Genomic DNA, 21,592 nt, shown 5'->3' with positions numbered 1-21,592 from the left:
CCCTTTTTGGGGTCACCTTCTGGCCGCGGGGCATCCTGCGCCTCTAATACGCTTTCTGTGAACAGATTGTGACCTTGGCCTTGCGCTGGCCGCAGGACCGCCCGTGAAGCCTCGCGGAGGTCGGCGACCGGCTAGTGGCGTTCTTACCCCAGCGGGCCAATCTGCACCGATGGTTACCGCTCTCCGTGCGGCGCCCATCACACCCCCAGCAGGTCGAGTTAGCGATGTCCCGGAGCCTCGTCTATCCGGCCTGTGTGCTCTCGGCGCTGCCAACGATTGCCCGCGCCGGAGCCTGTCGATCCGACCTGCCATGATGCGCTTCGCTTGAGAGCAGGAGTGCTTCGTGCGCTCCGTGGCGCTCGGGTCTTCGCAGGGTGTTCGACGTCCCGCTCGTTTCAATCCGAAAGCTCCACACATGAAAGCTCAACCACCAGCAGAGCGCAGCACAGCGCCACGGCAAGCCAAGTCCGCAGCGGGAGAGGGCGGCCGGCGGGTCAGCCCGTTGGAGTCGCTCGGAGGGCTGATCTTTCTTTCGCGGTGGCTCCAGGCGCCGCTCTATCTCGGCCTCATTGTCGCCCAGGGGCTCTACGCGGTCGTCTTCATCAATGAGATCGTGAAGATCACAGAAGAGACCTTTGCGAGTGGCGGTGCGGTCGACCAGAACCTCATCATGCTGTCAGTTCTCGGGCTGGTGGATGTTGTGATGGTCGCGAACCTCGTGATCATGGTCGTCATCGGCGGCTACGAGACGTTCGTCTCGAAGATGGATCTGGATGAGAATCCAGACAAGCCGGAGTGGCTTTCCCACGTCAACGCAAACGTGCTCAAGACGAAGCTGGCGATGTCCATCATCGGTATCTCGTCGATCCACCTGCTTAAGACGTTCATCGAGGCTGCTGATCTGGGTGCCGAGGATGCCCACTTCGAACACGGAGCCGTGTACACGGAGTCTGGGGTGCTGTGGCAGGTCGTCATCCACGCTGCGTTCATCCTGTCGGCCATCGGGCTTGCCTATATCGACCGGTGGGGGTCAAAGGCTGAATTTGAAGAGCGAGAGCTTCTGCTGGAGGAGCACGAAATGCTCCAGTTGGTGGCTGCTCGTGATCGCGCGAATGCTGCACCTGCGGCCCTCTCGACATCCGCATCGACCACCGAAGGAGATCGCTCATGAGCGACATCACCGCGCCGACCACTAAAGCGCAGGCACGCAATCGCTGGGTGACGTCGATCGGCGGCATCATCTTTCTCTCCCGCTGGTTGCAGGCGCCCCTCTATCTCGGCCTGATCTATGCCCAGGTCGTCTACGTTGTGGTGTTCCTCTTCGAGCTTGTGCACCTTGCTCAAGACGTTCTCGCTGACCCGACCAAGATTCAGGCATCCGTGGTCATGCTCGGCGTGCTGGGGCTGATCGATGTCGTGATGATCGCGAACCTGATGATCATGACGATCATCGGCGGCTACGAGACCTTCGTCTCCAAGCTGAACCTCGACAAGAACCCGGATCGCCCGGAGTGGCTCTCTCACGTTAACTCCAACGTTCTCAAGACCAAGCTGGCGATGTCGATCATCGGCATCTCGTCCATTCACCTGTTGAAGACCTTCATCGAGGTCGCCGACCTCGGGGCCGACACCACCGATCTCACGGGGGAGACCTACACGTCATCCGGCGTGCTGTGGCAGGTCGTCATCCATATGGTGTTCATTGCCTCAGCGGTGGGACTGGCGATGATCGACCGCTGGAACGTGAAGGACGACTTTCGCGATCGTCGCCTTCGTCTGCGTGAGATGCAGGCCGGGATCACGGTGGGAGGGCATCCAGGCTCCCACACCGAGATTCCCGTCGTGATGCCGCACCGTGAGCGTGAAGAGGCCCTGCAAAGCGCAATGAGGTAGTTTGCTAGAACGGTTCGCCCCTAAGAAAAGCAGGAATCATGCAGCATGACGACGTTCGAATTCTCGTTGTACATGCGCACCCCGACGACGAGGCGATCTCGACCGGCGGCACCCTGGCGTTGCTCACGCGAGACGGCGTGGACGTCACTCTGCTGACGTGCACCCGCGGGGAGCGGGGAGAGGTCATCCCCGTCGAGCTGCGGCATCTCGAAGGCGACGGGCGAGCGCTTGCCGACTATCGCGAGCGAGAGCTGGAGCAGGCTCTTGCGGCGCTCGGGGTCACCCGCCACATGTTCCTGGGCCAACAGGGTGCGAGGCTCGCGGGCCTGCCGCCGCGCAGATACTCCGACTCCGGCATGGTCTGGGGCGCCGACGGAACCCCAGAACCCGTAGCCGACCCCGCGGCCGACGCGTTATGCAGCGCGGATCTCGCCGAAGTTGTTTCGGACATCCGCTCGGCGATCGATGCAGTGGGGGCGCATGCCGTGCTCTCGTATGACGAGCGCGGCGGTTACGGACACCCCGATCATGTGCGAGCCCACCAGGCAGCCCGCGAGGCTGCTCGGCTCAGTGGAGTCGCCTTCTATTCCTTTATCGAATCGGTCGACGAACTTGATCGCCTTGAGGCGGCAGGGCAGCCCGTTGAGGGCGTAGACCTGCTCGATGTGAGCGAGGTGCTGGCCGCTAAGGTCGCGGCGCTTCGGGCCCATGCCACGCAGATCACCGTCTCGGAGTCGGCGGATGGTCGCCCACTATTTGCGCTGTCGAGCGGGCCAGCACGCCCCGTCGAGACGCGCGAGGCGTTTCGACTGATCGATTCTGCCTCGGCAGAGGCAGATGGCCCCTCCACAGCGACCGTGCGGGGTGCTCTCTCGGCGGGAGAAACGCGGGCGGGCAGGATCACGACAGCGGTGGTGGCGCTCGCTATGGGCGCCATCCTCGGCGTAGTGCTCACCATCAATCACCAGCAGACGTGGAGCATCGGCGGGGTTGCAATCCCGATCGGACTCATCGCGGGGCTGCTTATCATCACGATGCTGCTGGTCGGGTTCCGGCTGGTGTTCGAGACGCGGGTTGTTGCGCTCAGCGCCGCGATCGGCGTGAACGTGATCATCGCCGTGTTCTCGCAGAAGAGCCCGGGGGGATCTGTTCTGATCCCGGCCAACGTCATGGGATTCGTGTGGGCATACGCGCCGCTTCTCATCGCCCTCGTCGTGGTCGCGTGGCCGAAGCTGCCCTTGCCTCGCCGCGATAGGATGGTAGTTCACACCATTCAGGAGGGACCCTCGCAGTGACATATGTCATCGCTCTTCCGTGCGTCGATGTCAAAGACCGCGCATGTGTCGACGAATGCCCCGTTGACTGCATCTACGAGGGCGACCGGATGCTCTACATCCACCCCGATGAATGCGTTGACTGTGGTGCGTGCGAGCCAGTGTGTCCCGTTGAGGCGATCTACTACGAAGACGACACCCCCGAGGTGTGGGCCGACTACTACAAGGCCAATGTGGAGTTCTTCGACGACCTCGGCTCGCCCGGCGGTGCTGCCAAGGTCGGAGTGATTCACAAGGATCACCCCCTCGTCGCCGCGCTCCCGCCTCAGGGCCCCGCCGCATAAAAAACGGCCGAATTTTAGAGAAGATGCCCAAGCAAAGGCATTTTCCTTTGGTGGGTGCGACTGGAGCCACAAACCCCCTCTAGGCTGTATGTGTGAACGACGCTGCCATCAACGACGCCGACAAGGCCACGCTCCACTACCCCGGAGGCACTGCCGAATTCCCTATCCTCACGAGTGTCGATGGTGCTAACAGCATCGACATCTCAACGCTCACCAAACAAACGGGATACACAACCCTCGACCAGGGTTTTGTCAACACCGCTTCGACGAAGAGCGAGATCACCTACATCGATGGTGATCAGGGAATCTTGCGCTACCGCGGGTACTCGATCGAGGATGTCGCCAAGAATTCCACGTACCTCGAGACCGCCTGGCTCCTGATTTATGGAGAGCTTCCGAGCGCTTCAGAACTCGAGGAGTTCGAGGAGAAGATTCGGCGGCACACGCTGCTGCACGAAGACCTCAAGCGATTCTTCGACGCTCTCCCGCACAACGCGCATCCGATGTCGGTGCTGTCGAGCGCCGTGTCGGCTCTCTCGACGTACTACCAGGACTCCTTGGATGTTCACGACCCCGAGCAGGTCGAGATCTCCACGATTCGCCTTCTGGCCAAGCTGCCGACGATCGCGGCTTATGCCCACAAGAAGAGCCTCGGCCAGGCGTTCCTCTATCCCGACAACAGCCTGAGCTTCGTCGAGAACTTCCTCAAGATGAACTTCGGCAATATGGCGGAGCCCTACGAGGTCAACCCGGTTCTCGCGACCGCACTCGAGCGTCTGCTGATCCTCCACGAAGACCACGAGCAGAACGCGTCCACGTCGACCGTGCGCCTCGTCGGATCTACAGAAGCCAACCTGTTCGCCTCGGTTTCCGCCGGCATTAACGCTCTCTACGGCCCGCTTCACGGTGGAGCCAACGAGGCCGTGCTCACGATGCTCGAGCAGATCAAGGAGTCTGGCGAGGGCGTCGAGAAGTTCGTTCAGCGGGTCAAGAACAAAGAAGACGGCATCCGTCTTATGGGTTTCGGGCACCGCGTCTACAAGAACTTCGACCCGCGGGCCCGTCTCGTCAAGGAGAGCGCCCACGAGGTTCTCGCTGCGCTCGGCATCAAGGACGAGCTGCTCGACATTGCGATGGAGCTTGAGGCAGTGGCCCTGGCCGATGACTACTTCATCGAGCGCAAGCTCTACCCCAACGTGGACTTCTACACGGGTGTCATCTACAAGGCCATGGGCTTTCCGACGCGCATGTTCACCGTGCTCTTTGCCATTGGCCGGTTGCCGGGATGGATCGCACAGTGGCGCGAGTCAAACTCTGACCCCAAGACCAAGATTGGTCGCCCGCAGCAGCTCTACATCGGTGAGCCGCAGCGTGATTGGCCGACCGAGCGATAGTTAGCTCAGCCGCAGCAGAAATGCCCCAGTTCACTCGAACTGGGGCATTTCTTCGTCATGCTGGGTGGCGCGATGGGGAACCAAAGGTCCGCCCCAATCCGGGTTACATCCGAGCTGTTCGTGTTTCCCTTTATTGGGCCCGCTGACAGAATTGCCGTGCCGCGCGCGTGCGCGGTGCAAAAGCCTGCGGTCGGCAACTGGGTAGTCAGTCGGATCGAGTCAGTGCGCAGCGTTCCCCTTCGCTGTGGCGCTCCGCAGAAGTGCGGAGAGCACGCCCGGTCGAGCCCCCCGAGACCGGGCGTGCATCCCGAACCCTCTAGGCGTGCAGAGCCGCGTTGAGTTCGATGCCGGTCCCGCTGCGGGGGATGACCTCAACGGCACCGGTTGCCGAGTTGCGACGAAAGAGCAGGTTGGGCACGCCAGAGAGCTCTACGGCCTTCATGGTCGTGCCGCCCTCGCTGCCATCGAGCACCAGCACCTTGGTGCCCGCGGTCACGTAGAGGCCGGCTTCGATCACGCTGTCGTCGCCGACCGAGATGCCGATGCCAGAGTTGGCGCCCAAGAGGGCGCGCTGGCCTACGGAGATGCGCTCTGTGCCGCCGCCGCTGAGCGTGCCCATGATGGATGCGCCGCCGCCGATGTCGGAGCCGTCTCCCACGACAACACCCTGAGAGATGCGGCCCTCGACCATGGACGAGCCGAGAGTGCCCGCATTAAAGTTCACGAAGCCCTCGTGCATGACCGTGGTGCCGGGTGCCAGGTGGGCACCAAGGCGGACGCGGTTGGCATCGGCGATGCGCACGCCGGCGGGGGAGACATAGTCGACGAGGCGGGGGAATTTGTCGACGCTGTGAGCGCTGATCCCGTGGCGCTGCAGCGTCGGACGCAGGCGAGCGAAGTCATCCGGATGCACGGGGCCAGCGTTGGTCCACACGACGGCGGGCAGCACGCCGAAGATGCCGTCGAGGTTGATCGTGTTGGGGGCGACGAGGAGGTGGCTGAGCAGGTGCAGGCGCAGGTACGCGTCCTGGGTCGAGGCGGGCGCAGCGTCGAGATCGATCTCGACGGTGACGAACTCGACGCGCACATTGCGGCGCTCATCGACGCGACGCAGCTCTTCGAACTCAGTCGGTGCAATGTGGGGGTCGATTGAACTCGGTCGGGCGCCGAGCGAGGGGGAGGGGAACCAAGTGTCGAGCACCGTTCCGTCGCCGGAGATGGTGGCGAGGCCGTAGCCCCAGGCAGCAGAAGTCATACCTCAAGATTACTGGCGAATAGGATGAGGAGATGTCTTCCCCCGCTAGCACGGCCCCTCTCTTGGATCTGTCGGCAGGCTCGATCGAGATCACTCGGCAGCTGTGCGATATCCCGTCTGTCTCGGGTAACGAGAAGGCGATTGCCGACGCGATCGAGCACTCGCTCGCCGGTTTGGAACACCTTGAGGTGTTGCGGCTCGGGGACGCCGTAGTCGCGAGAACCAACCTCGGTCGTGATCGCCGTGTGGTGATCGCGGGTCATATCGACACGGTTCCCATCAACGACAATCTGCCGACTCGCTTCGAGACGATCGACGGTGTTGACTACCTGTGGGGCAGGGGCACCGTTGACATGAAGGCCGGGGTTGCGGTGCAGGTCAAGCTCGCCGCTGAGCTCACGAACCCGAGCATTGACATCACCTGGATTTGGTACGACCACGAAGAGGTTTCGGATGACCTCAACGGGCTGGGCAGGCTGGCTCTGACCCATCCAGAGCTGCTGAAAGGCGACTTCGCCATTCTGGGCGAGCCCACCCGATCTGAGGTTGAGGGTGGGTGCAACGGCAACATGCGCATCGAGGTGCGCACCTTTGGTCTGCGCGCGCACTCCGCGCGAGCCTGGGTGGGCAAGAATGCGATTCACGCCGCCACCCCGATCCTCAATCGTCTCGTGGACTACGTGCCGCGGGAGGTCGAGGTCGAGGGTCTTGTTTACCGCGAGGGGCTCAACGCCGTGGGGATTTCCGGCGGTATCGCCGGCAATGTGATCCCCGACGAGTGCATGGTTCACATCAACTACCGTTTTGCGCCCAGCCGCTCGGCCGACGAGGCGGAGCAACACCTTCGCGAGGTGTTCGAGGGATTCGACATCACGGTCGTCGACCGCGCCGAAGGGGCACGCCCTGGGCTCGACTCCCCGCTGTCGCAGGAGTTCCTCGCCGCGGTGGGAGCATCCGCCCATCCCAAGTACGGCTGGACCGATGTTGCCCGCTTCTCAGCGTTGGGAGTCCCCGCTGTCAACTATGGGCCCGGCGACCCTCTGAAGGCTCATGCCGACGATGAGCGCGTTGCTCTTGAGCAGATCACGGGCTGCGAAACCGGCCTTCGTCGCTGGCTTGCCGGGGCCGTCTGACCCCTTCTTGGGCGCGCCACGATATCGCTCGTTTTCCGCATATGACTCACTTACGGAATAATAGGAAGACATCCACGAAAGGGGACTATTCATGGCGGCCATGAAACCGAGGACCGGAGACGGACCAATGGAGGCTGTTAAGGAGGGTCGTCTCATCATCGTGCGCGTCCCCCTCGAAGGCGGAGGACGTCTCGTTGTGTCGGTGAACGACGCCGAGGCTAAGGAACTCCACGACGCACTCGCAGGAGTCGTCACAGTCAGCTGACCCGACTGACACCCTCTGGTGAGGTCTAAGAGGACCGCACCGGAGTCAACTGAAGCAAACCGTCGCCAGCAGGCGATAGAGCGCTCAGCACGGCGGCGGACTCCGAAGTCTCCTTCAGGATGGCTCGGAAGTTCGCCGTCGTGTCGTCTCGCTTGGTGGGGTCGGCGACGCGATCGTGCCAGAGTGCGTGAGGAACCAGCACAGTGCCGCCGGGGCGAACCAGGCGCAGCCCGTGCTCGACGTTCTCGATGACCGCCTTGGGATCGCCGTCGATCAGAACGATGTCGTAGGACTGCTCGTTCATGCGCGGCAGAACATCTCTCGAACGCCCCGTGATGAGGCGGGTGCGATTGGCGGGGATGTCGGCGTCGGCAAAGTGCTTGCGGGCCACCTGCTGATGATCTGGCTCGATGTCGATCGACGTGAGGATCGCATCCGGGGCGCCCTGCATCAGCCAGAGACCGCTGACGCCAGCGCCCGTGCCGATCTCGATCATGGTCGTTGCGGAGGTCGCTGCCGCGATGAGCGCGATCTGAGCGCCGATCGATGGGGCGATCGGCTCAATTCCGAGCTCGAGGGAATGCTGCCGCGCCTGCTGAATGACAGGGCTTTCGACGACGACCTCGTCGACGAATCTCCAGTTTGAATCTTTCTCTGACACGCTTGCTCCCTGCCCTCTCGAAACGGGCTCACCCAAGGATACGGGTCAAGTCCAGGCGATCACGTTATTCTGAACGAGTGCCTGGCCTAACTTTCGAGAAGCTGCTGTTGATTGCGATCATCGCGGTCTTCGTGCTTGGCCCCGAAAAGCTGCCGCACTACGCTGCGCAACTCGCTCGCCTGGTTAAATCGCTCAAGAATATGGCCAGCGGTGCCAAGGATCGTCTGCGCGACGAGATGGGCCCAGAGTTCAACGACGTTGACTGGCAAAAGCTCGACCCGCGCCAGTACGACCCACGCCGAATCATCCGCGAGGCGTTGCTCGATGACGAGGGAGCAGCGGCTCCGGTTGCGGTCAAGCCCCCGACGCGTTCTCGACCGGTGGAGTCGGCAGCGCAGAAGCGCCTAGGACTGGCAGAGGCAGGCGCCGCGGCGCCCTTCGACTCAGAAGCGACCTAGGAGGCCGCCGCTAGCGCCTGCGGATGGTGCGCAGCGTCACGAGTAGGGCGGTCATGACGCCCGCCAGAGGCGCGAACTCCGCTCCCGTGCGGGGGAGGGCCATGATTCCCGTGTTGCGCGCCACGGTGCGCGATTCTACGAATCTCAGAAGGCCTTCTGGACCATTGCGTCGGCCGAGCCCTGACTGCTTGGCGCCGCCCATGGGGGCGTCGACGGCAGAGAATGCGGCGCGGTATCCCTCGTTAATATTCACGCTGCCGCTGTCCAGGGCGCTGGCGATGCGGCGAGCACGAGTCAACGACCGAGCAAAAATTGCCGAATTGAGTCCGTATTCCGAGTCGTTGGCGGCAACGATGGCCTCCTCATCGGTGTCGACGATGCTGACCGATACGACCGGGCCAAAGGTTTCCGTGGCGAAACACTCCATTTCTGGAGTGACGTCGGCGAGCACTGTCGGCTCGAAGAAGAGAGGGCCGATATGGGGGAGGGCTGCGCCGCCGGTGAGTACCGTCGCTCCCTTGGCGACGGCATCGGCGATGTGCCGTTGCGTCGTTTCGAGCTGCGATGGCAGCGTGAGTGATCCGGCATCGGTCGTGTAGTCGAATGCCGGGCCAATCGAGAGTGCCGAGACCCTGCGTACGAACGCTGCGATGAAGTCGTCGGCGACACCGCGCTGCACGATGATGCGTTCGATCGAGACACACAGCTGGCCCATCGACGCGAAACAGGCGTAGACGGCGTCGGCCGCGGCCTTCTCGGGGTCGACATCGTCGAGAACGATGAGCGGGTTCTTGCCCCCGAGTTCGAGGGACGCCCCCACAAGCCGCTCTGCTGCTCGCATGGCAACCGTGCGGCCGGTGGCGGTCGAGCCGGTGAAGCACACATAGTCGGCGACGTCGGTCACGGCGGTGCCGATTTCGGAGCCGGGCCCCGTGACGACCTGCCAGAGCTCCTCTGGCACTCCTGCGTCGATGAAGGCTCGGCGCGACGCGAGCACGCTCAGCGCCCCCTGGTTGTCGGCCTTCTGCACGACGCCGTTGCCGGCAGCAAGCGCAGGGATGACATCCATGATTGAGAGGCTGAGGGGAAAGTTCCAGGGGGTGATTACTCCGATAACGCCCTTGGGTCGGTAGTCGACCTTCGTGGTAAGCACAACCGGAATGCCCGACCTGCGGGCACCAGGACGGAGAATCGACGCGGCCCCCAGCGCGTAGTAGCGCGTCACGTTGGCCGCCTGGAACACCTCCTCGAACGCTTGCCCTCTGGTCTTGCCCGTTTCGGACTGCACAGCATCGAGCAGCATCTGCCGGCGCTCCAGCAGCAGGTCGTGGGCCTTGATGAGCACCCTGCGGCGGTGAGCGAAGCCCGCACGCTGCCAGGCGATCTGCGCAAGCCGGGCCGAGGACGCGGCCTCCACCACATCCGGCACAGAACTCAGTGGCAACGAGTGCAGCACCTGGCCGGTGAACGGCGCGATAACGTCGACGGTCTGCCCGCGGGTGGAGCGGATGTCGCGGGTTAGGTCTCGTGCGACCTCGGCTGTGATGAGAGCTCCTGGCATGGGCTCATCCTAGGGCCGCCGATCGAGTGATCCCTTCGAATTCTTGGCGGAATCGGGCGGCTCTCTCGCTGGCGACCCGGCCTATGCTGACTATGTTGTCATCCCGCGAGTTGGAGGGTAAAAAGTGGCCACAGCGAACGCATCGAGCGCCACAGTGAACGAGGTACTCGCTGACCTTGCTGCCCTGGAGGATTCCAAGATTCGGGCGGTCAATGAGCGCCACGGCGATGATCATGGCGTCAACCTCACCAAGCTCAGAGAAGTCGCCAAAAAACTCAAGATTCAGCCAGATCTGGCGAGGGAACTGTGGGCGACCGGCGACACAGCCGCTCGGCTGGTGGCCATCCTGATCAGCAGGCCGAAGCACTACAGCGAGGCAGAACTCGACGGGATGCTGCGCGAGGCGAGAGTGCCCAAGGTGCACGACTGGCTCGTGAACTACATCGTCAAGAAGAGCCCCTCCGTGGAGGAGCTTCGCACGACATGGTTTGTGGATGAGGACGCGGTTGTCGCCAGTGCGGGATGGGCGCTCACGAGCGATCGCGTCGCCACATCGCCGGACGGTCTTGATCTGCCCGGGCTGCTCGACACGATAGAAGCAGAGATGAAGGATTCCCCAGATCGGCTGCAGTGGGCGATGAATGAGTGCCTCGCGACGATCGGCATCAACCACCCTGAGCTGCGGTCACGCGCCATGAGTATCGGTGAGCGACTTGAGGTGCTCAAGGACTACCCCACTCCGCCCAACTGCACGTCGCCGTTTGCCCCGATCTGGATCACCGAGATCGTTCGGAGACGCTCGCTTTAGGCGGGGCTGACGCCGAGACTTCGGCCGGCGAGTCCGCGCCCACGCTGGGAGATCGCAGAAGCCACGCCCAGGATGGCGGCCGCCGCGGCATCCATCGGGTCGGCAACGACGACGGGGGCGCCGGCATCGCCGCCCTGCCGCACAGCGATGCTCAGCGGCACGGAGGCGAGCAGGGGAACGTCGAGCCTGCTGGCGACTTCTGCCCCGCCGCCTGAGCCGAAAATGTCGAGGATGCTCCCGTCGGGAGCAACGAGGCCAGCCATGTTCTCGATCACGCCGATTACGGTCTGGCCAGTCTGACGGGCCACGAGGCCGCTGCGCTCAGCGACCTCAGCCGCGGCGGATTGGGGGGTTGTGACGACAAGAACCTCAGCATGGGGCAGCAACTGCCCGATCGTGATGGCGACGTCTCCTGTGCCGGGCGGCAGGTCAAGCAGCAGGACATCGAGGTCGCCAAAATAGACGTCGGTGAGAAACTGCTCGATTGTGCGGTGGAGCATGGGGCCGCGCCACGAAACAGCGGTGGAGCCCTCCACAAACATGCCGATGGAGATGGTCTTCACACCGTAGGCAATGGGCGGCAGGATCATATCGCCCACCCGTGTGGGCTTGGCCGTAGGGATTCCGAGAAGGCCGGGAATCGAGAATCCGAATACATCGGCATCGATGAGCCCGACCTTGAGCCCGAGCTGCGTCATGGCGACCGCAAGGTTTGCGGTGAGCGTGGACTTGCCTACCCCGCCCTTGCCGCTGGTCACGGCGATCACCCTCGTGAGGCTCTCCGGGGTGAAGGGCATTGCTCGCCGCCCACCCTGGAGCCTCGATGTAAGCGAGCGGCGCTCATCCGGAGTCATGACCGTGAGGGCGATTTCCGCCTGTGAGACGCCTTCGACAGCCTCGACCGCCGTGCGCACATCGCGCTCGATGCGGTCGGCGGCCGGGCATCCCACGATCGTAAGTTTGATCACGACAGAGGCGACGCCGCCGTCGACGGAGATATCGCCGACCATGTCCAGCTCGGTAATGGGGCGACGAATCTCAGGGTCGGTGACGTGGGCGAGCGCGGCGCGAATCTTGTCAGCGCTCGTCATGCGATGACCCGGGGGAGTCCTTCTCCCTGTCCAGTTCTTCAAGAAGCGAGCGCAGCTCTGCCCGGATGAAGTCCTTGGTGGCGACGTCCTTCATCGCGAGGCGAAGTGCGACAACCTCGCGGGCGAGGTATTCGGTGTCGTTGAGGTTGCGTTCGGCCCGCTGGCGGTCCTGCTCGATCTGCACGCGGTCTCGGTCGTCTTGACGGTTCTGGGCGAGCAGGATCATGGGAGCGGCATAGCTGGCCTGCAACGAGAGGATGAGGGTCAGCAGTGTGTAGTTGAGGGCGCGGGGGTCGAACTGCAGCTCTATGGGTGCCCACGTGTTGTAGCCGATCCAGACGAGGCAGAACACGGTCATACCCACGAGGAAGGCGGGTGTGCCCATCGCTCGAGCGAACGACTCAGAGAAGCGACCCATGCGGTCTCGGCCCTGACCTCTGCCGAAGCGGGGAACGAACTTTTGCCTTAGCCCTTTGGGGGATTCGAGGTCTGCCTCAGTGCGACGAGCCATTGGCGGGCCTCCTTCCGGACTGAATTATGGGCTGGGGTCGTGTCTCTACCGCTACGAACGGCGCAGGTGTCGGTTCGTCGTCGTGACTTCGCCAGTCGTCTGGCAGCAGGTAGTCGAGAACATCGTCAATGGTCACCACCCCTACAAGGCGATGGTTGTCGTCGACAACGGGAACGGAAACAAGGTCGTAGGTGGCGAGGATCCGCGCGACCTCCGCCGCCGATGCCGAGGCATTGACCGGCTCCAGCTGCTGGTCGAGCAGGGTACCGAGACGCTCGCCTGGCGGGTAGCGCAGCATGCGCTGAAAGTGCACCATGCCGAGAAATCGACCGGTCGGAGATTCGTAGGGCGGCAGGGTCACGCAGATGGCCGCGCCCAGCGCGGGTGCGAGTTCGTGGCGGCGGATGAGGGCAAGGCCCTCGGCGACCGTTGCGTCGGAGGACACGATGATCGGCTCCGTGGTCATGAGGCCACCCGCGGTGTCTGGCGCGAAGAGCAGAAGCATTCGCACGTCTTCTGCCTCTTCTGGCTGCATGAGGTCAAGCAGGGCCTCGCCGCGCTCCTCATCGAGCTGAGCGATGAGGTCGGCCGCATCATCCGGCTGCATCTGGTCGAGAACCGTAGCGGCACGGTCATCGTCAAGCTTGTTGAGAATGCCGACCTGCTCGCTCTCGGGCATTTCTTCCAGCACGTCGGCGAGCCGTTCGTCGCTCAGTTCTTCGGCGACCTCGAGCATGCGCTGTTCCGGCAGGTCGAGCAGGGCATTGGCAAGGTCAGCAGGCAGCAGGTCTTCGTAGGTTGCGAGCAGGTGACTGGCCGACTGTGCTTCGCCTGCCGTGACGTTCTCGCGCACATCGTTCCACTTGGCAAACGTCGTCTGACCCTTGGCGAAGGGAGATGCGCTCGTCTTGGGGCGCCGCAAGAACAGCTCGCTGACGGCCCACTCGCCGGGCCCCGTCTCCTCGATGGCAACGTCTTCGATGATGGCGGTGCTGCTGCCGTCGGCGAGGGTGACCTTGCGTCCGAGCATCTCGGCGATGACGCGCACTTCGCCGCCGCGCTGCTCAAAGCGCCTCAAGTTGATGAGGCCGGTCGTGATGATCTGGCCTGATCCGATGCTGGTGATTCTGCCAATGGACAGGAACACGCGCCGGCGCCCGGGAACCTCAACGATGAATCCCACGACGCGGGGCGACTGCGTGCTGCGGTACACAACGAGAACGTCGCGCACCCTGCCGACCTTGTCGCCAGCGGGGTCGAAAACAGAGCACCCTGCTAGGCGCGCGACAAAGACTCTGGTGGGGCTCACGGTACAACCCTAGCCTTCTGGTGAAAGAATGAGCCGGTGACCAACCCCAGCTCCTATTCGCGCCGCGCGCGACCCGTGCCGACAATTCCTCACGGAGACATTCTCGGCACCTACGACACGTACCCCGAAGCACAGGCGGTAGTCGACCGACTGGCTAAGCGAGAGTTCCCTGTGAATCAGCTGGCCATCGTCGGCAACGACCTCAAGACGGTCGAGCGGGTCACGGGAAAACTCACCTACGGTCGTGCGGCGGGAGCCGGTGCCGCAAGCGGAGCTTGGTTTGGTCTCTTTTTCGGGCTGCTGCTGTTCATGTTTTCTGACAACCCCGCCGCGATTGCATTTGTTGGCGCGGCCTTGCTCATCGGCGCTGGTTTCGGCATGATCTTCGGCATCGTGTCGTATTCGCTCAACCGCAGTCGCCGCGACTTCACCTCGACCCACCAGGTCATCGCATCCAACTATCAGATCGTCGTCCAGCCGGCTGTGGCCCTCCGGGCGCAGGAACTGCTCAGCCGCCCGGAGACAGAGCAGTAGAGGCAGCCATGAGCACGGATGACCGCGAGTACATGCGCAACTACAAGACGGCGAGCCCGGACCTGCTCAAGGCCTATGGGGAGTTCAACGGGGCGGTGTTCGCGGATGAGGGACGGGAGATCCCCAAGAAATACCGTGAGCTCATGGCGGTTGCCGTGGCCGTTTCGATGCAGTGCTCCTATTGCATTGAGGTGCACACCAAGAGCGCTGTGACGGCAGGGGCAACGGAGGCCGAGGTCGCAGAATCCGTGTGGGTGGCCGCTGCGATCGGAACGGGAGCGCCCTTCATGCATGGGCGGCTCGCCTTTAAAGCCGCTGCGCCTCACGAGCACTGAGCGACTGGCGTGGATCGTATTTTCGATAGTGCCCCGTTGCGTCGCATCGAGGAGCATCCCCTCGCGCCGATGCGCCGTTCGTCGTGGCCGGCAACACTCGCTCCCGTGCGGCAGATTTTGGACGAGGGCTTCGACCTGGCGCCGGTCACGGTGCTGGTCGGCGAGAACGGCGCAGGCAAGTCCACCATTGTGGAGGCGATTGCGTCGGCATTCGGCATGAACCCGGAGGGTGGTTCGACCGCGTCGATGAGCGAGACTCGCAAGACCGAGTCGGATCTCGCCGATCATCTGCAACTCATACGGGGCGCTGGGGCGTCGAAACAGGGTTTTTTCTTGCGCGCCGAAACCATGCACGGCTTTTTCACCTATCTGGAGTCGATCGGTGATGAGGGCACCTTTCACGAACAGAGCCACGGGGAGTCGTTTCTTGATCTCGTGGCGGCACGGTCACGGGTACGAGGGCTCTGGGTGCTCGACGAGCCAGAATCCGCCCTCTCCCTCCCCGGCTGTCTCGCCCTCATTGGACTCCTGCGCGACCTTGTTTCCAACGGCTCGCAGGTGCTGCTCTCCACGCACTCGCCCGTGCTGGCCGCCTATCCGGGTGCCAGCCTCTATGAGGTTGGGGAGTGGGGCATCCGATCGAGCGAGTACGACGATCTCGATCTCGTTCGCAATTGGCGCGGGTTTTTGGAGTCGCCGGAGAGGTACCTGCGGTACCTGGACTGATCCGCGCCGTCTAGAGCGGGTGAGCGGCGAGCCAGGCCTCAACATCGTCCGCCGTGCGCGGGATGTTGATCGATAGGTTCTCGGCACCGTCGGCGGTCACGAGGATGTCGTCCTCGATTCGCACGCCGATCCCGCGGAACTCCTCGGGCACGGTCAGATCGTCCGGCTGAAAATACAGCCCTGGCTCGATGGTGAACACCATTCCCTCTTCGAGAACGCCGTCAAGGTAGAGCTCCCGGCGAGCCTGAGCGCAGTCGTGCACGTCCATCCCCAGGTGGTGGCTCGTGCCATGCACCATGTAGCGGCGGTGGTACTGCTTATCGGCCTCGAGCGACTCTGCTGCACTTGTGGGCAGCAATCCCCACTCAGCTGTTTTCTCGGCGATTACCCGCATCGCCTCGGCATGAATCTCGCGGAACCGGATGCCGGGGCGCACGATTGCGAATGCGGCATCGGCGGCCTCAAGCACGGCCTCATAGACGCGGCGCTGCACGGGGGTGAAGGTGCCGCTGATCGGCAGAGTGCGGGTGATGTCGGCCGTGTAGTAGCTGTCGAGTTCGATTCCGGCGTCGAGAAGGATGAGGTCGCCGGCGGAGACGGGTCCGTCGTTGCGGGTCCAGTGCAGAATGCATGCGTGAGGGCCGGATGCGGCGATCGTGTCGTACCCGACGGTGTTGCCATCGGCCCTAGCGCGCCGGTTGAAGGTGCCCTCGACGAGGCGCTCGCCGCGAGGGTGAGCCATGATTTCGGCACGGTCGGCTATGACATCGTCGAAGCCGCGCCGAGTGGCGTTGACGGCCAGACGCATCTGGCCGATCTCGTAGGCGTCTTTGACGAGTCGAATCTCTGAGAGATCCTGCGCGAGCGCGTCATCACCCGACCGATCCTCGTCGGCTTCTGGCGGCAGGTCCACGGCGAGCAGCCGCCGGCCGTCAACCTGGTCGGTGAGGTCACGGTCGGCATCCCGCACGATCAGGGTGTCGACATCGACGGCGTCGAGCACGGCATCAAGTTCGGCGATGCCCTTGGTGGCGAGGCCCAGGTCTCCGGCAACCTGCACGAGCGAGGGGCGCGCACCGATCCAGAACTCGCCGATCTCTGGGTTCGCATAGAACTCATCGGAGTCGCGGCCGGCGCGCTCCCTAAAGAAAAGCGTCGCGGTATGGCCGCCATCAGTCGGCTCGAGCACGAGGACTGCGCCGGGCTCGCTGGAGGATCCCCACCCCGTGAGGTGGGCAAAAGCGGAGTGGGCGCGGAACGGATAGTCGGTGTCGTTCGAGCGCACCTTGGACGACCCTGCGGGAATGATCAGTCGCTTGCCCGGGTGCAGCTGGGAGATTCGCTCGCGACGAGCGGCGGCGTAGGCAGCCTCCTCGCGGGCTTCGGGCACCGGCTCCGAGCGGGGAGCCCACGACGACGCGATGTAGTCGCTGAACGTCGACGACTGCGGCGTAGTCGATCGATTAGACGTTGCCCGCGGCTCTGGCTCGGCGGCAACAGAGCTGGCGGTGGCGGGCTTCGGCGAGCGAGATGTCTCCATGACATCCATTCTCCCACTGACTTGCTCTGCACCCCATGGGAGCAGCGGCGTCGATCTTAGGCGCGCGGTTCTAGGTGGGCAACGACGGGGCGGTGGTCGCTGCCGATTGAGTCTGCCTCGGTGACGACCTCGAACTGCGAGACGCGCCATTCATCCGTGGTCATAACGTGGTCGATGGGGGCTCCGAGCTGGGGGAGCAGCGCCGTGGGCCAGGTGCCAACGCCTCCGGCGCCGACCGAGGCGGCGGCATCGACGCACTCACCGAGGCGAGCGGAGGAGGCGAGCCTGTCGTCAACATGGGTCGTCGATTCCCACGAACCTAGGCCGGCGAAGTGGTCGATCGTGGCGTTGAAATCGCCCGCCATGATGATGTTGTCGCCCGAGCACATCTCCGACAGCAGGGCAAGATCAGACCGCCAGTTATCCATCTGGCCGGGGATAGGAGCGACCGCGTGCACCGCGATGATCGTGGGGCCAGCTCCGTTGACGGGTCGCGCCACCACGGTGGGAAGCACTTCGGTGGTTTTGAGGTCGGCGTCAAACTCGTACTCGCCCAGATCTGTGCTGATGAGGAGCGAGGTGGATCGGGCCGGTGAGATGAGGTCGTAGGCGGTTGTCAGCACCCACATCGGGCTGCCAGCCTCGCGCATAGCCATGGCGGCTTCGACGGCGTCTACCTCGAGCGTCTCGGGCAGCACGACGATTTTCGCCCCTCGGCTGATGGCCAGGTCCGCGACCTGTTGCGGGTCGGTCGCCGGCCCCAATGTGTTCCAGGCAAGCACGGTGATGGCGTCCTCCGACGGACCGCCATCGGCGGTCGCCGTGGTTTCTAGTCCGCGAGAGACCAGCACAATGGCGGTGAGTGCCACAAAGGCGAGTGCGAGCACCGCCAAGGATGCGGCCAACTTGCGAAAGCTCGCGATGAAGACCCCGAGGAGCAACAGTGCGATGGCAGCAGCGGCAACGACGACCGCGGCAGCACCCCGGAGAGAAACGACCTGGGCGACAAACTCGGCGCGCTGAAGTCCAAAAAGTTGGGGCCATCCGGCCACCGCCAAAACAGCGAACGTGGCGAGGATGAGCGCTGCTGAGAGGAGACGGCGGATCATGACGTTGTCACTGTACCCGGTGGTGCTGAGTCCGCAGCGGAGGCGGGCCCGCAACCGCTCTGCCGCGAATAGAGTGGATCTATGGAGCGCCTCATCGACCTGCACACTCACAGCAGTGTCAGCGACGGCACCGAGACCCCGGCGCAGCTGATTCGAGCGGCGGTCGCAGCGGGTCTCGACACCATCGCCATAACCGACCACGACTCGACCGCGGGCTGGGCCGAGGCGCGCGCAACAGCCCAGGGCACCGGTCTTACGGTCATCCCCGGCATGGAGTTCAGCACGCGTCAGGGGCACCGCTCCGTTCACCTTCTGGCGTACCTGTTTGATCCGACCGACGCCGATATCATTGCCGAGACGGCGCGCATCCGTTCGTCACGGTTGACCCGCGCCGAGAGCATTGTCGCCAATCTTGCACTCGACTACTCCCTCACCTGGGACGACGTTCTTGCCCACACACACACGGGCACGACGGTCGGGCGACCGCATATCGCCGATGCTCTCGTGACTCGTGGCCACGCTGCCACTCGTACGGAGGCGTTCGAGCAGATCCTGCATCCGAGACATGGATACACGATGCCGCACTATGCGCCAGACCCTGTCTCGGCTATCAGGCTCGTGAGAGCGGCCGGGGGAGTGCCCGTTCTCGCTCACCCGGCGACGCTGGGTCGCGACGCGGTGCTCGACCATGCCACCTTCGCGGCGATGGCGGATGCTGGCCTTTTTGGGCTCGAGATCGACCATCGTGAAAACACGGAGGACGGCAAGGTGCGCCTGCGCGAACTGGCTCGCGAGTTCGGGCTCGTTCTCACGGGCTCGAGCGACTATCACGGGCAGGGAAAGCCCAACCGCTTGGCCGAGAACACAACGTCGGCCGAGGTTCTCGAGCGCATCGTCGCCGAAGGTACGGGCGCGCAGCCGTTTCTGCCGTAGCAGTCGGTCGCGCGCGCCCGTATCCGGGTGCCAGATCTAGGCGACGGGAGGCGGGGTGCTTCCCGTGCTGGGGCGGCGGGTGCGGTTGCGCCGACGACGGGCCGGGCCCGTACCGTCATGCGTTCCAGCGCCCTCGGCCTTAGGTGCGGATTCTGCACCCTCCGTCGCAACTGAGCGCGTGCGGGTGCGGGTGCGATCGGCGCCACCGCGGGAGCCGCCGTCACGGGAGGAACCATCGTTCTTGGCACCGTCGCGGCCGCGGCCGCCTGAGGCGACGGCAGCACGGGGCTCGCGGGCGCGGACCGGCCCGGCTGAGGCAAGACGGCCCTTGGTGCCCTCGGGGATGTCGAGCTCGGCAAAGAGGTGCGGCGACGACGAGTAGGTCTCGGTCGGCTCGGGGATGTTCATCTCCAGAGCGCGGTTGATGAGGGCCCACTTGTGCAGGTCGTCCCAGTCAACGAAGGTCACGGCGATGCCGGTCTTGCCAGCGCGGCCGGTGCGGCCAGCGCGGTGCAGGTAGGTGTCGTGGTCGTCGGGCACCGTGTGGTTGATCACGTGGGTCACGTCGTTGACGTCGATGCCGCGAGCCGCGACATCCGTTGCAATCAGGATGTCTTTCTTGCCAGCCTTGAACGCGGCCATTGCGCGCTCGCGCTGTTCCTGGTTGAGGTCGCCGTGCACCGCAGCAGCGTTGAAGCCGCGGTCGCCCAGCTCCTCGACGAGCTTTGCGGCGGCGCGCTTGGTTCGCGTGAAGATCACGGTCTTGCCCCGGCCCTCGGCCTGGAGGATGCGGGCGATGACCTCGTCCTTGTCGAGCGAGTGAGCGCGGTAGACGACGTGCTTGATGTTCGCCTGCGTCAGGCCCTCATCGGGGTCAGTCGCGCGGATGTGGATGGGCTTGTTCATGAAGCGACGGGCAAGCGCCACGATCGGGCCGGGCATCGTCGCCGAGAACAGCATCGTGTGGCGGGTGGGGCTCGTCTGCGAGAAGAGCTTCTCGATGTCGGAGAGGAACCCGAGATCAAGCATCTTGTCGGCCTCGTCGAGAACCATGACCTTGACGTCCTTGAGCGACAGCATCCGCTGGCTCGCGAGGTCCAGGAGGCGCCCGGGAGTTCCTACGATGACCTGCGCGCCGGCCTTGATCTGCTCGACCTGACCCTCGTAGGCCTTGCCGCCGTAGATCGCGGCGACCTGAGTGCCACGGTTCGAGGCTGCGAGCGTGAGGTCTTCTGCGACCTGAACGCACAGCTCGCGGGTCGGTACGACGACGAGCGCCTTGACACCGGGCTCCGGGTTCGGGCCGAGCTCCTGCAGCAGGGGCAGACCGAAGCCGAGCGTCTTGCCGGTTCCTGTCTTGGCCTGGCCGATGATGTCCTGGCCGCCGAGGCCCATGGGGATGGTCTGTTCCTGGATGGGGAAGGGGCTAGTGATGCCCTTCGACGCGAGTGCGTCGACCATGTCCTGTTCGATGCCGAGATCGGCGAATGTCTTGGGTTCTGACGAAGTCTGATCTGAAGTCACGTGTATGTGCCCTGTCCAAAGCGAGTACGCCCGCTTTCACCTGGGGCGTAGAAACCTCCACCAGAAGCGGGAGGCATTACACCCAGTTTAGGGGCAGAGACCCCGCACAGCCCCTGAACGTGAGCGTTGCGGAGCGTCGTCGGCCCTGCGCGGGCTGTTCTCTGCCGCTCCCGGCACTAGTCTGGGTTCGTGTTCTCCCTCTTCGGTCGCGGTCGCAAGCAGATCGTTGCGCCCAAGCTCAAACCGCGAAATAAAGCCACGCAGACCGTCAACCGGGTCGCCCTCGGCGAATTATCCCCCGATCTCCCGCGTTATCTCGGCCAGGCCGCTTATCTTCAGCTGTCGAACTTCGAGACGATAACCGGTGCGATTGCCGGGTCGCCGACCACTCACGACAAGGTCGCCCTTGCTCGGGTCGCTCGTATCTCGCTCAACAAACTCGAGGGCCTCATTGCCGAGATCGAGCGCGGCGGAGACAAGCCAGAAGACCTTATGGAGCACTTCGCCGCACCGGTGGAGAGGTATCGCAGCACCACCCGCGGCAACGACTGGTACGAGACGGTAGTCACCAGCTACATCACCGCGGGAATGCTCACCGACTTTTTTACGGCGCTCGCCGAGGGGCTGCCCGCCGCACCTCGGGACCGCATCGTCACGCTGCTCACCGAGAACGAGCCGAGCCCCATAATCGTCGAGGCGCTTCGCTCCGCGATCGATGCCGAGCCTGCACTGGCCTCTCGGCTTGCCCTCTGGGGGCGCCGTCTCGTGGGGGACACCCTTCTTATGGCGCGATCTTCGCTCGAGGTCCCTGGCGGCAGCACCCCCGACGAAGCCAGGCTTGAGCCGATCTTCACGGAGCTTATTGCCGCCCACACGCGCCGAATGGATGTTCTGGGGCTTACCGCGTAGGCATCAGCCGCGTGACCCTGCTCAA

The 21,592-nt window shown here is 63.9% G+C and carries 23 protein-coding genes; 14 read left to right on the top strand and 9 right to left on the bottom strand.

Annotated elements, in window-relative coordinates; translation table 11 throughout:
• Window positions 1–415 precede the first annotated feature (415 nt).
• The 5 genes from C2138_RS09425 (at window position 416) to C2138_RS09405 (ending at window position 4,905) form a co-directional block, all read left to right on the top strand.
• Window positions 416–1,171: a TIGR00645 family protein gene (locus tag C2138_RS09425; RefSeq protein ID WP_108517346.1), complete on the top strand. Its 756-nt coding sequence runs from the start codon at window positions 416–418 to the stop codon at window positions 1,169–1,171.
• Entirely contained in the window at window positions 1,168–1,893 is a 726-nt protein-coding gene (locus tag C2138_RS09420) for a TIGR00645 family protein (protein ID WP_108517344.1), read from the top strand. Before C2138_RS09425 ends, C2138_RS09420 begins: the two co-directional genes overlap by 4 nt.
• Before the next feature lie 38 nt (window positions 1,894–1,931).
• Window positions 1,932–3,188, top strand: coding sequence for a PIG-L family deacetylase (locus C2138_RS09415; RefSeq protein WP_108517342.1), 1,257 nt, complete (start codon window positions 1,932–1,934; stop codon window positions 3,186–3,188).
• Window positions 3,185–3,511, top strand: coding sequence for a ferredoxin (gene fdxA / locus C2138_RS09410; protein WP_108517340.1), 327 nt, complete (start codon window positions 3,185–3,187; stop codon window positions 3,509–3,511). The genes C2138_RS09415 and fdxA overlap by 4 nt, the downstream gene beginning before the upstream one ends.
• 92 nt (window positions 3,512–3,603) lie before the next feature.
• Complete coding sequence (locus C2138_RS09405) at window positions 3,604–4,905, top strand: citrate synthase (RefSeq protein WP_108517338.1); 1,302 nt, start codon at window positions 3,604–3,606, stop codon at window positions 4,903–4,905.
• Between the two features lie 316 nt (window positions 4,906–5,221).
• Here the strand turns inward: C2138_RS09405 and dapD are convergent, their stop codons facing one another.
• On the bottom strand, window positions 5,222–6,160 hold the full coding sequence (gene dapD / locus C2138_RS09400) for a 2,3,4,5-tetrahydropyridine-2,6-dicarboxylate N-succinyltransferase (protein WP_108517336.1): 939 nt from the start codon (window positions 6,158–6,160) through the stop codon (window positions 5,222–5,224).
• A gap of 32 nt (window positions 6,161–6,192) precedes the next feature.
• Between dapD and dapE the strand changes: the two genes are divergently transcribed.
• Both dapE and C2138_RS09390 read left to right on the top strand, forming a co-directional pair.
• Complete coding sequence (gene dapE, locus C2138_RS09395; RefSeq protein ID WP_108517334.1) at window positions 6,193–7,293, top strand: succinyl-diaminopimelate desuccinylase; 1,101 nt, start codon at window positions 6,193–6,195, stop codon at window positions 7,291–7,293.
• Window positions 7,294–7,384: 91 nt separating this feature from the next.
• Window positions 7,385–7,558: a DUF3117 domain-containing protein gene (locus tag C2138_RS09390; protein WP_108517332.1), complete on the top strand. Its 174-nt coding sequence runs from the start codon at window positions 7,385–7,387 to the stop codon at window positions 7,556–7,558.
• A 25-nt stretch (window positions 7,559–7,583) separates the two neighbouring features.
• Here C2138_RS09390 and C2138_RS09385 read toward each other — a convergent pair whose 3' ends face one another.
• Window positions 7,584–8,219 (bottom strand): O-methyltransferase, encoded by a 636-nt coding sequence (locus tag C2138_RS09385; protein ID WP_108517330.1) that lies wholly within the window; start codon window positions 8,217–8,219, stop codon window positions 7,584–7,586.
• A 77-nt stretch (window positions 8,220–8,296) separates the two neighbouring features.
• On the opposite strand from C2138_RS09385, the gene C2138_RS09380 reads away from it, so the two are divergent.
• Window positions 8,297–8,677, top strand: a complete 381-nt coding sequence (locus C2138_RS09380) for a twin-arginine translocase TatA/TatE family subunit (RefSeq protein WP_108517328.1) — start codon at window positions 8,297–8,299, stop codon at window positions 8,675–8,677.
• Window positions 8,678–8,687: 10 nt separating this feature from the next.
• Here the strand turns inward: C2138_RS09380 and C2138_RS09375 are convergent, their stop codons facing one another.
• Complete coding sequence (locus C2138_RS09375) at window positions 8,688–10,238, bottom strand: succinic semialdehyde dehydrogenase (RefSeq protein ID WP_108517326.1); 1,551 nt, start codon at window positions 10,236–10,238, stop codon at window positions 8,688–8,690.
• Between the two features lie 124 nt (window positions 10,239–10,362).
• Here C2138_RS09375 and C2138_RS09370 point away from each other — a divergent pair, with 124 nt between their 5' ends.
• A complete protein-coding gene (locus tag C2138_RS09370; protein ID WP_199286529.1) occupies window positions 10,363–11,046 on the top strand; it encodes a DNA alkylation repair protein in 684 nt (227 codons plus the stop codon).
• Here the strand turns inward: C2138_RS09370 and C2138_RS09365 are convergent.
• From C2138_RS09365 to C2138_RS09355, 3 genes are read right to left on the bottom strand one after another with little or no spacing between them, the layout of a single operon-like run.
• Complete coding sequence (locus C2138_RS09365) at window positions 11,043–12,137, bottom strand: Mrp/NBP35 family ATP-binding protein (protein WP_108517324.1); 1,095 nt, start codon at window positions 12,135–12,137, stop codon at window positions 11,043–11,045. The two genes, C2138_RS09370 and C2138_RS09365, sit on opposite strands and share 4 nt — an antisense overlap.
• Window positions 12,124–12,648: a DUF1003 domain-containing protein gene (locus C2138_RS09360; protein WP_108517322.1), complete on the bottom strand. Its 525-nt coding sequence runs from the start codon at window positions 12,646–12,648 to the stop codon at window positions 12,124–12,126. Before C2138_RS09360 ends, C2138_RS09365 begins: the two co-directional genes overlap by 14 nt.
• Window positions 12,632–13,957 (bottom strand): magnesium transporter MgtE N-terminal domain-containing protein, encoded by a 1,326-nt coding sequence (locus tag C2138_RS09355; RefSeq protein ID WP_108517320.1) that lies wholly within the window; start codon window positions 13,955–13,957, stop codon window positions 12,632–12,634. Before C2138_RS09355 ends, C2138_RS09360 begins: the two co-directional genes overlap by 17 nt.
• 36 nt (window positions 13,958–13,993) lie before the next feature.
• Here C2138_RS09355 and C2138_RS09350 point away from each other — a divergent pair, with 36 nt between their 5' ends.
• The 3 genes from C2138_RS09350 to C2138_RS09340 all read left to right on the top strand — a co-directional run bounded on the left by C2138_RS09350 (window position 13,994) and on the right by C2138_RS09340 (window position 15,552).
• On the top strand, window positions 13,994–14,491 hold the full coding sequence (locus C2138_RS09350) for a YflT domain-containing protein (protein WP_233245465.1): 498 nt from the start codon (window positions 13,994–13,996) through the stop codon (window positions 14,489–14,491).
• Between the two features lie 8 nt (window positions 14,492–14,499).
• A complete protein-coding gene (locus tag C2138_RS09345) occupies window positions 14,500–14,826 on the top strand; it encodes a carboxymuconolactone decarboxylase family protein (RefSeq protein ID WP_108517318.1) in 327 nt (108 codons plus the stop codon).
• A 69-nt stretch (window positions 14,827–14,895) separates the two neighbouring features.
• Window positions 14,896–15,552 (top strand): AAA family ATPase, encoded by a 657-nt coding sequence (locus C2138_RS09340; RefSeq protein WP_108519008.1) that lies wholly within the window; start codon window positions 14,896–14,898, stop codon window positions 15,550–15,552.
• A 10-nt stretch (window positions 15,553–15,562) separates the two neighbouring features.
• On the opposite strand, the gene C2138_RS09335 is transcribed toward C2138_RS09340, so the two are convergent.
• Both C2138_RS09335 and C2138_RS09330 read right to left on the bottom strand, forming a co-directional pair.
• The gene (locus C2138_RS09335) at window positions 15,563–17,092 is read right to left on the bottom strand and encodes an aminopeptidase P family protein (protein WP_338418810.1); all 1,530 of its coding nucleotides are present in this window, start codon (window positions 17,090–17,092) and stop codon (window positions 15,563–15,565) included.
• Between the two features lie 56 nt (window positions 17,093–17,148).
• Window positions 17,149–18,201 carry an endonuclease/exonuclease/phosphatase family protein gene (locus C2138_RS09330; protein WP_108517314.1) on the bottom strand — a complete coding sequence of 351 codons (1,053 nt, stop codon included), beginning with the start codon at window positions 18,199–18,201 and terminating at the stop codon, window positions 17,149–17,151.
• 81 nt (window positions 18,202–18,282) lie between these two features.
• Here C2138_RS09330 and C2138_RS09325 point away from each other — a divergent pair, with 81 nt between their 5' ends.
• The gene (locus C2138_RS09325; protein WP_108517313.1) at window positions 18,283–19,134 is read left to right on the top strand and encodes a PHP domain-containing protein; all 852 of its coding nucleotides are present in this window, start codon (window positions 18,283–18,285) and stop codon (window positions 19,132–19,134) included.
• Window positions 19,135–19,170: 36 nt separating this feature from the next.
• Here C2138_RS09325 and C2138_RS09320 read toward each other — a convergent pair whose 3' ends face one another.
• Window positions 19,171–20,595: a DEAD/DEAH box helicase gene (locus C2138_RS09320; protein ID WP_108519006.1), complete on the bottom strand. Its 1,425-nt coding sequence runs from the start codon at window positions 20,593–20,595 to the stop codon at window positions 19,171–19,173.
• Window positions 20,596–20,847: 252 nt separating this feature from the next.
• On the opposite strand from C2138_RS09320, the gene C2138_RS09315 reads away from it, so the two are divergent.
• The gene (locus tag C2138_RS09315; RefSeq protein WP_108517311.1) at window positions 20,848–21,567 is read left to right on the top strand and encodes a ferritin-like fold-containing protein; all 720 of its coding nucleotides are present in this window, start codon (window positions 20,848–20,850) and stop codon (window positions 21,565–21,567) included.
• Window positions 21,568–21,592: the final 25 nt, after the last annotated feature.

The sequence above is a fragment of the Salinibacterium hongtaonis genome (assembly GCF_003065485.1).
Lineage (GTDB): Bacteria > Actinomycetota > Actinomycetes > Actinomycetales > Microbacteriaceae > Homoserinimonas > Homoserinimonas hongtaonis.
The sequence above is the reverse complement of the archived record's forward strand: the minus strand, read 5'-3'. Positions and strand labels throughout refer to the sequence as shown.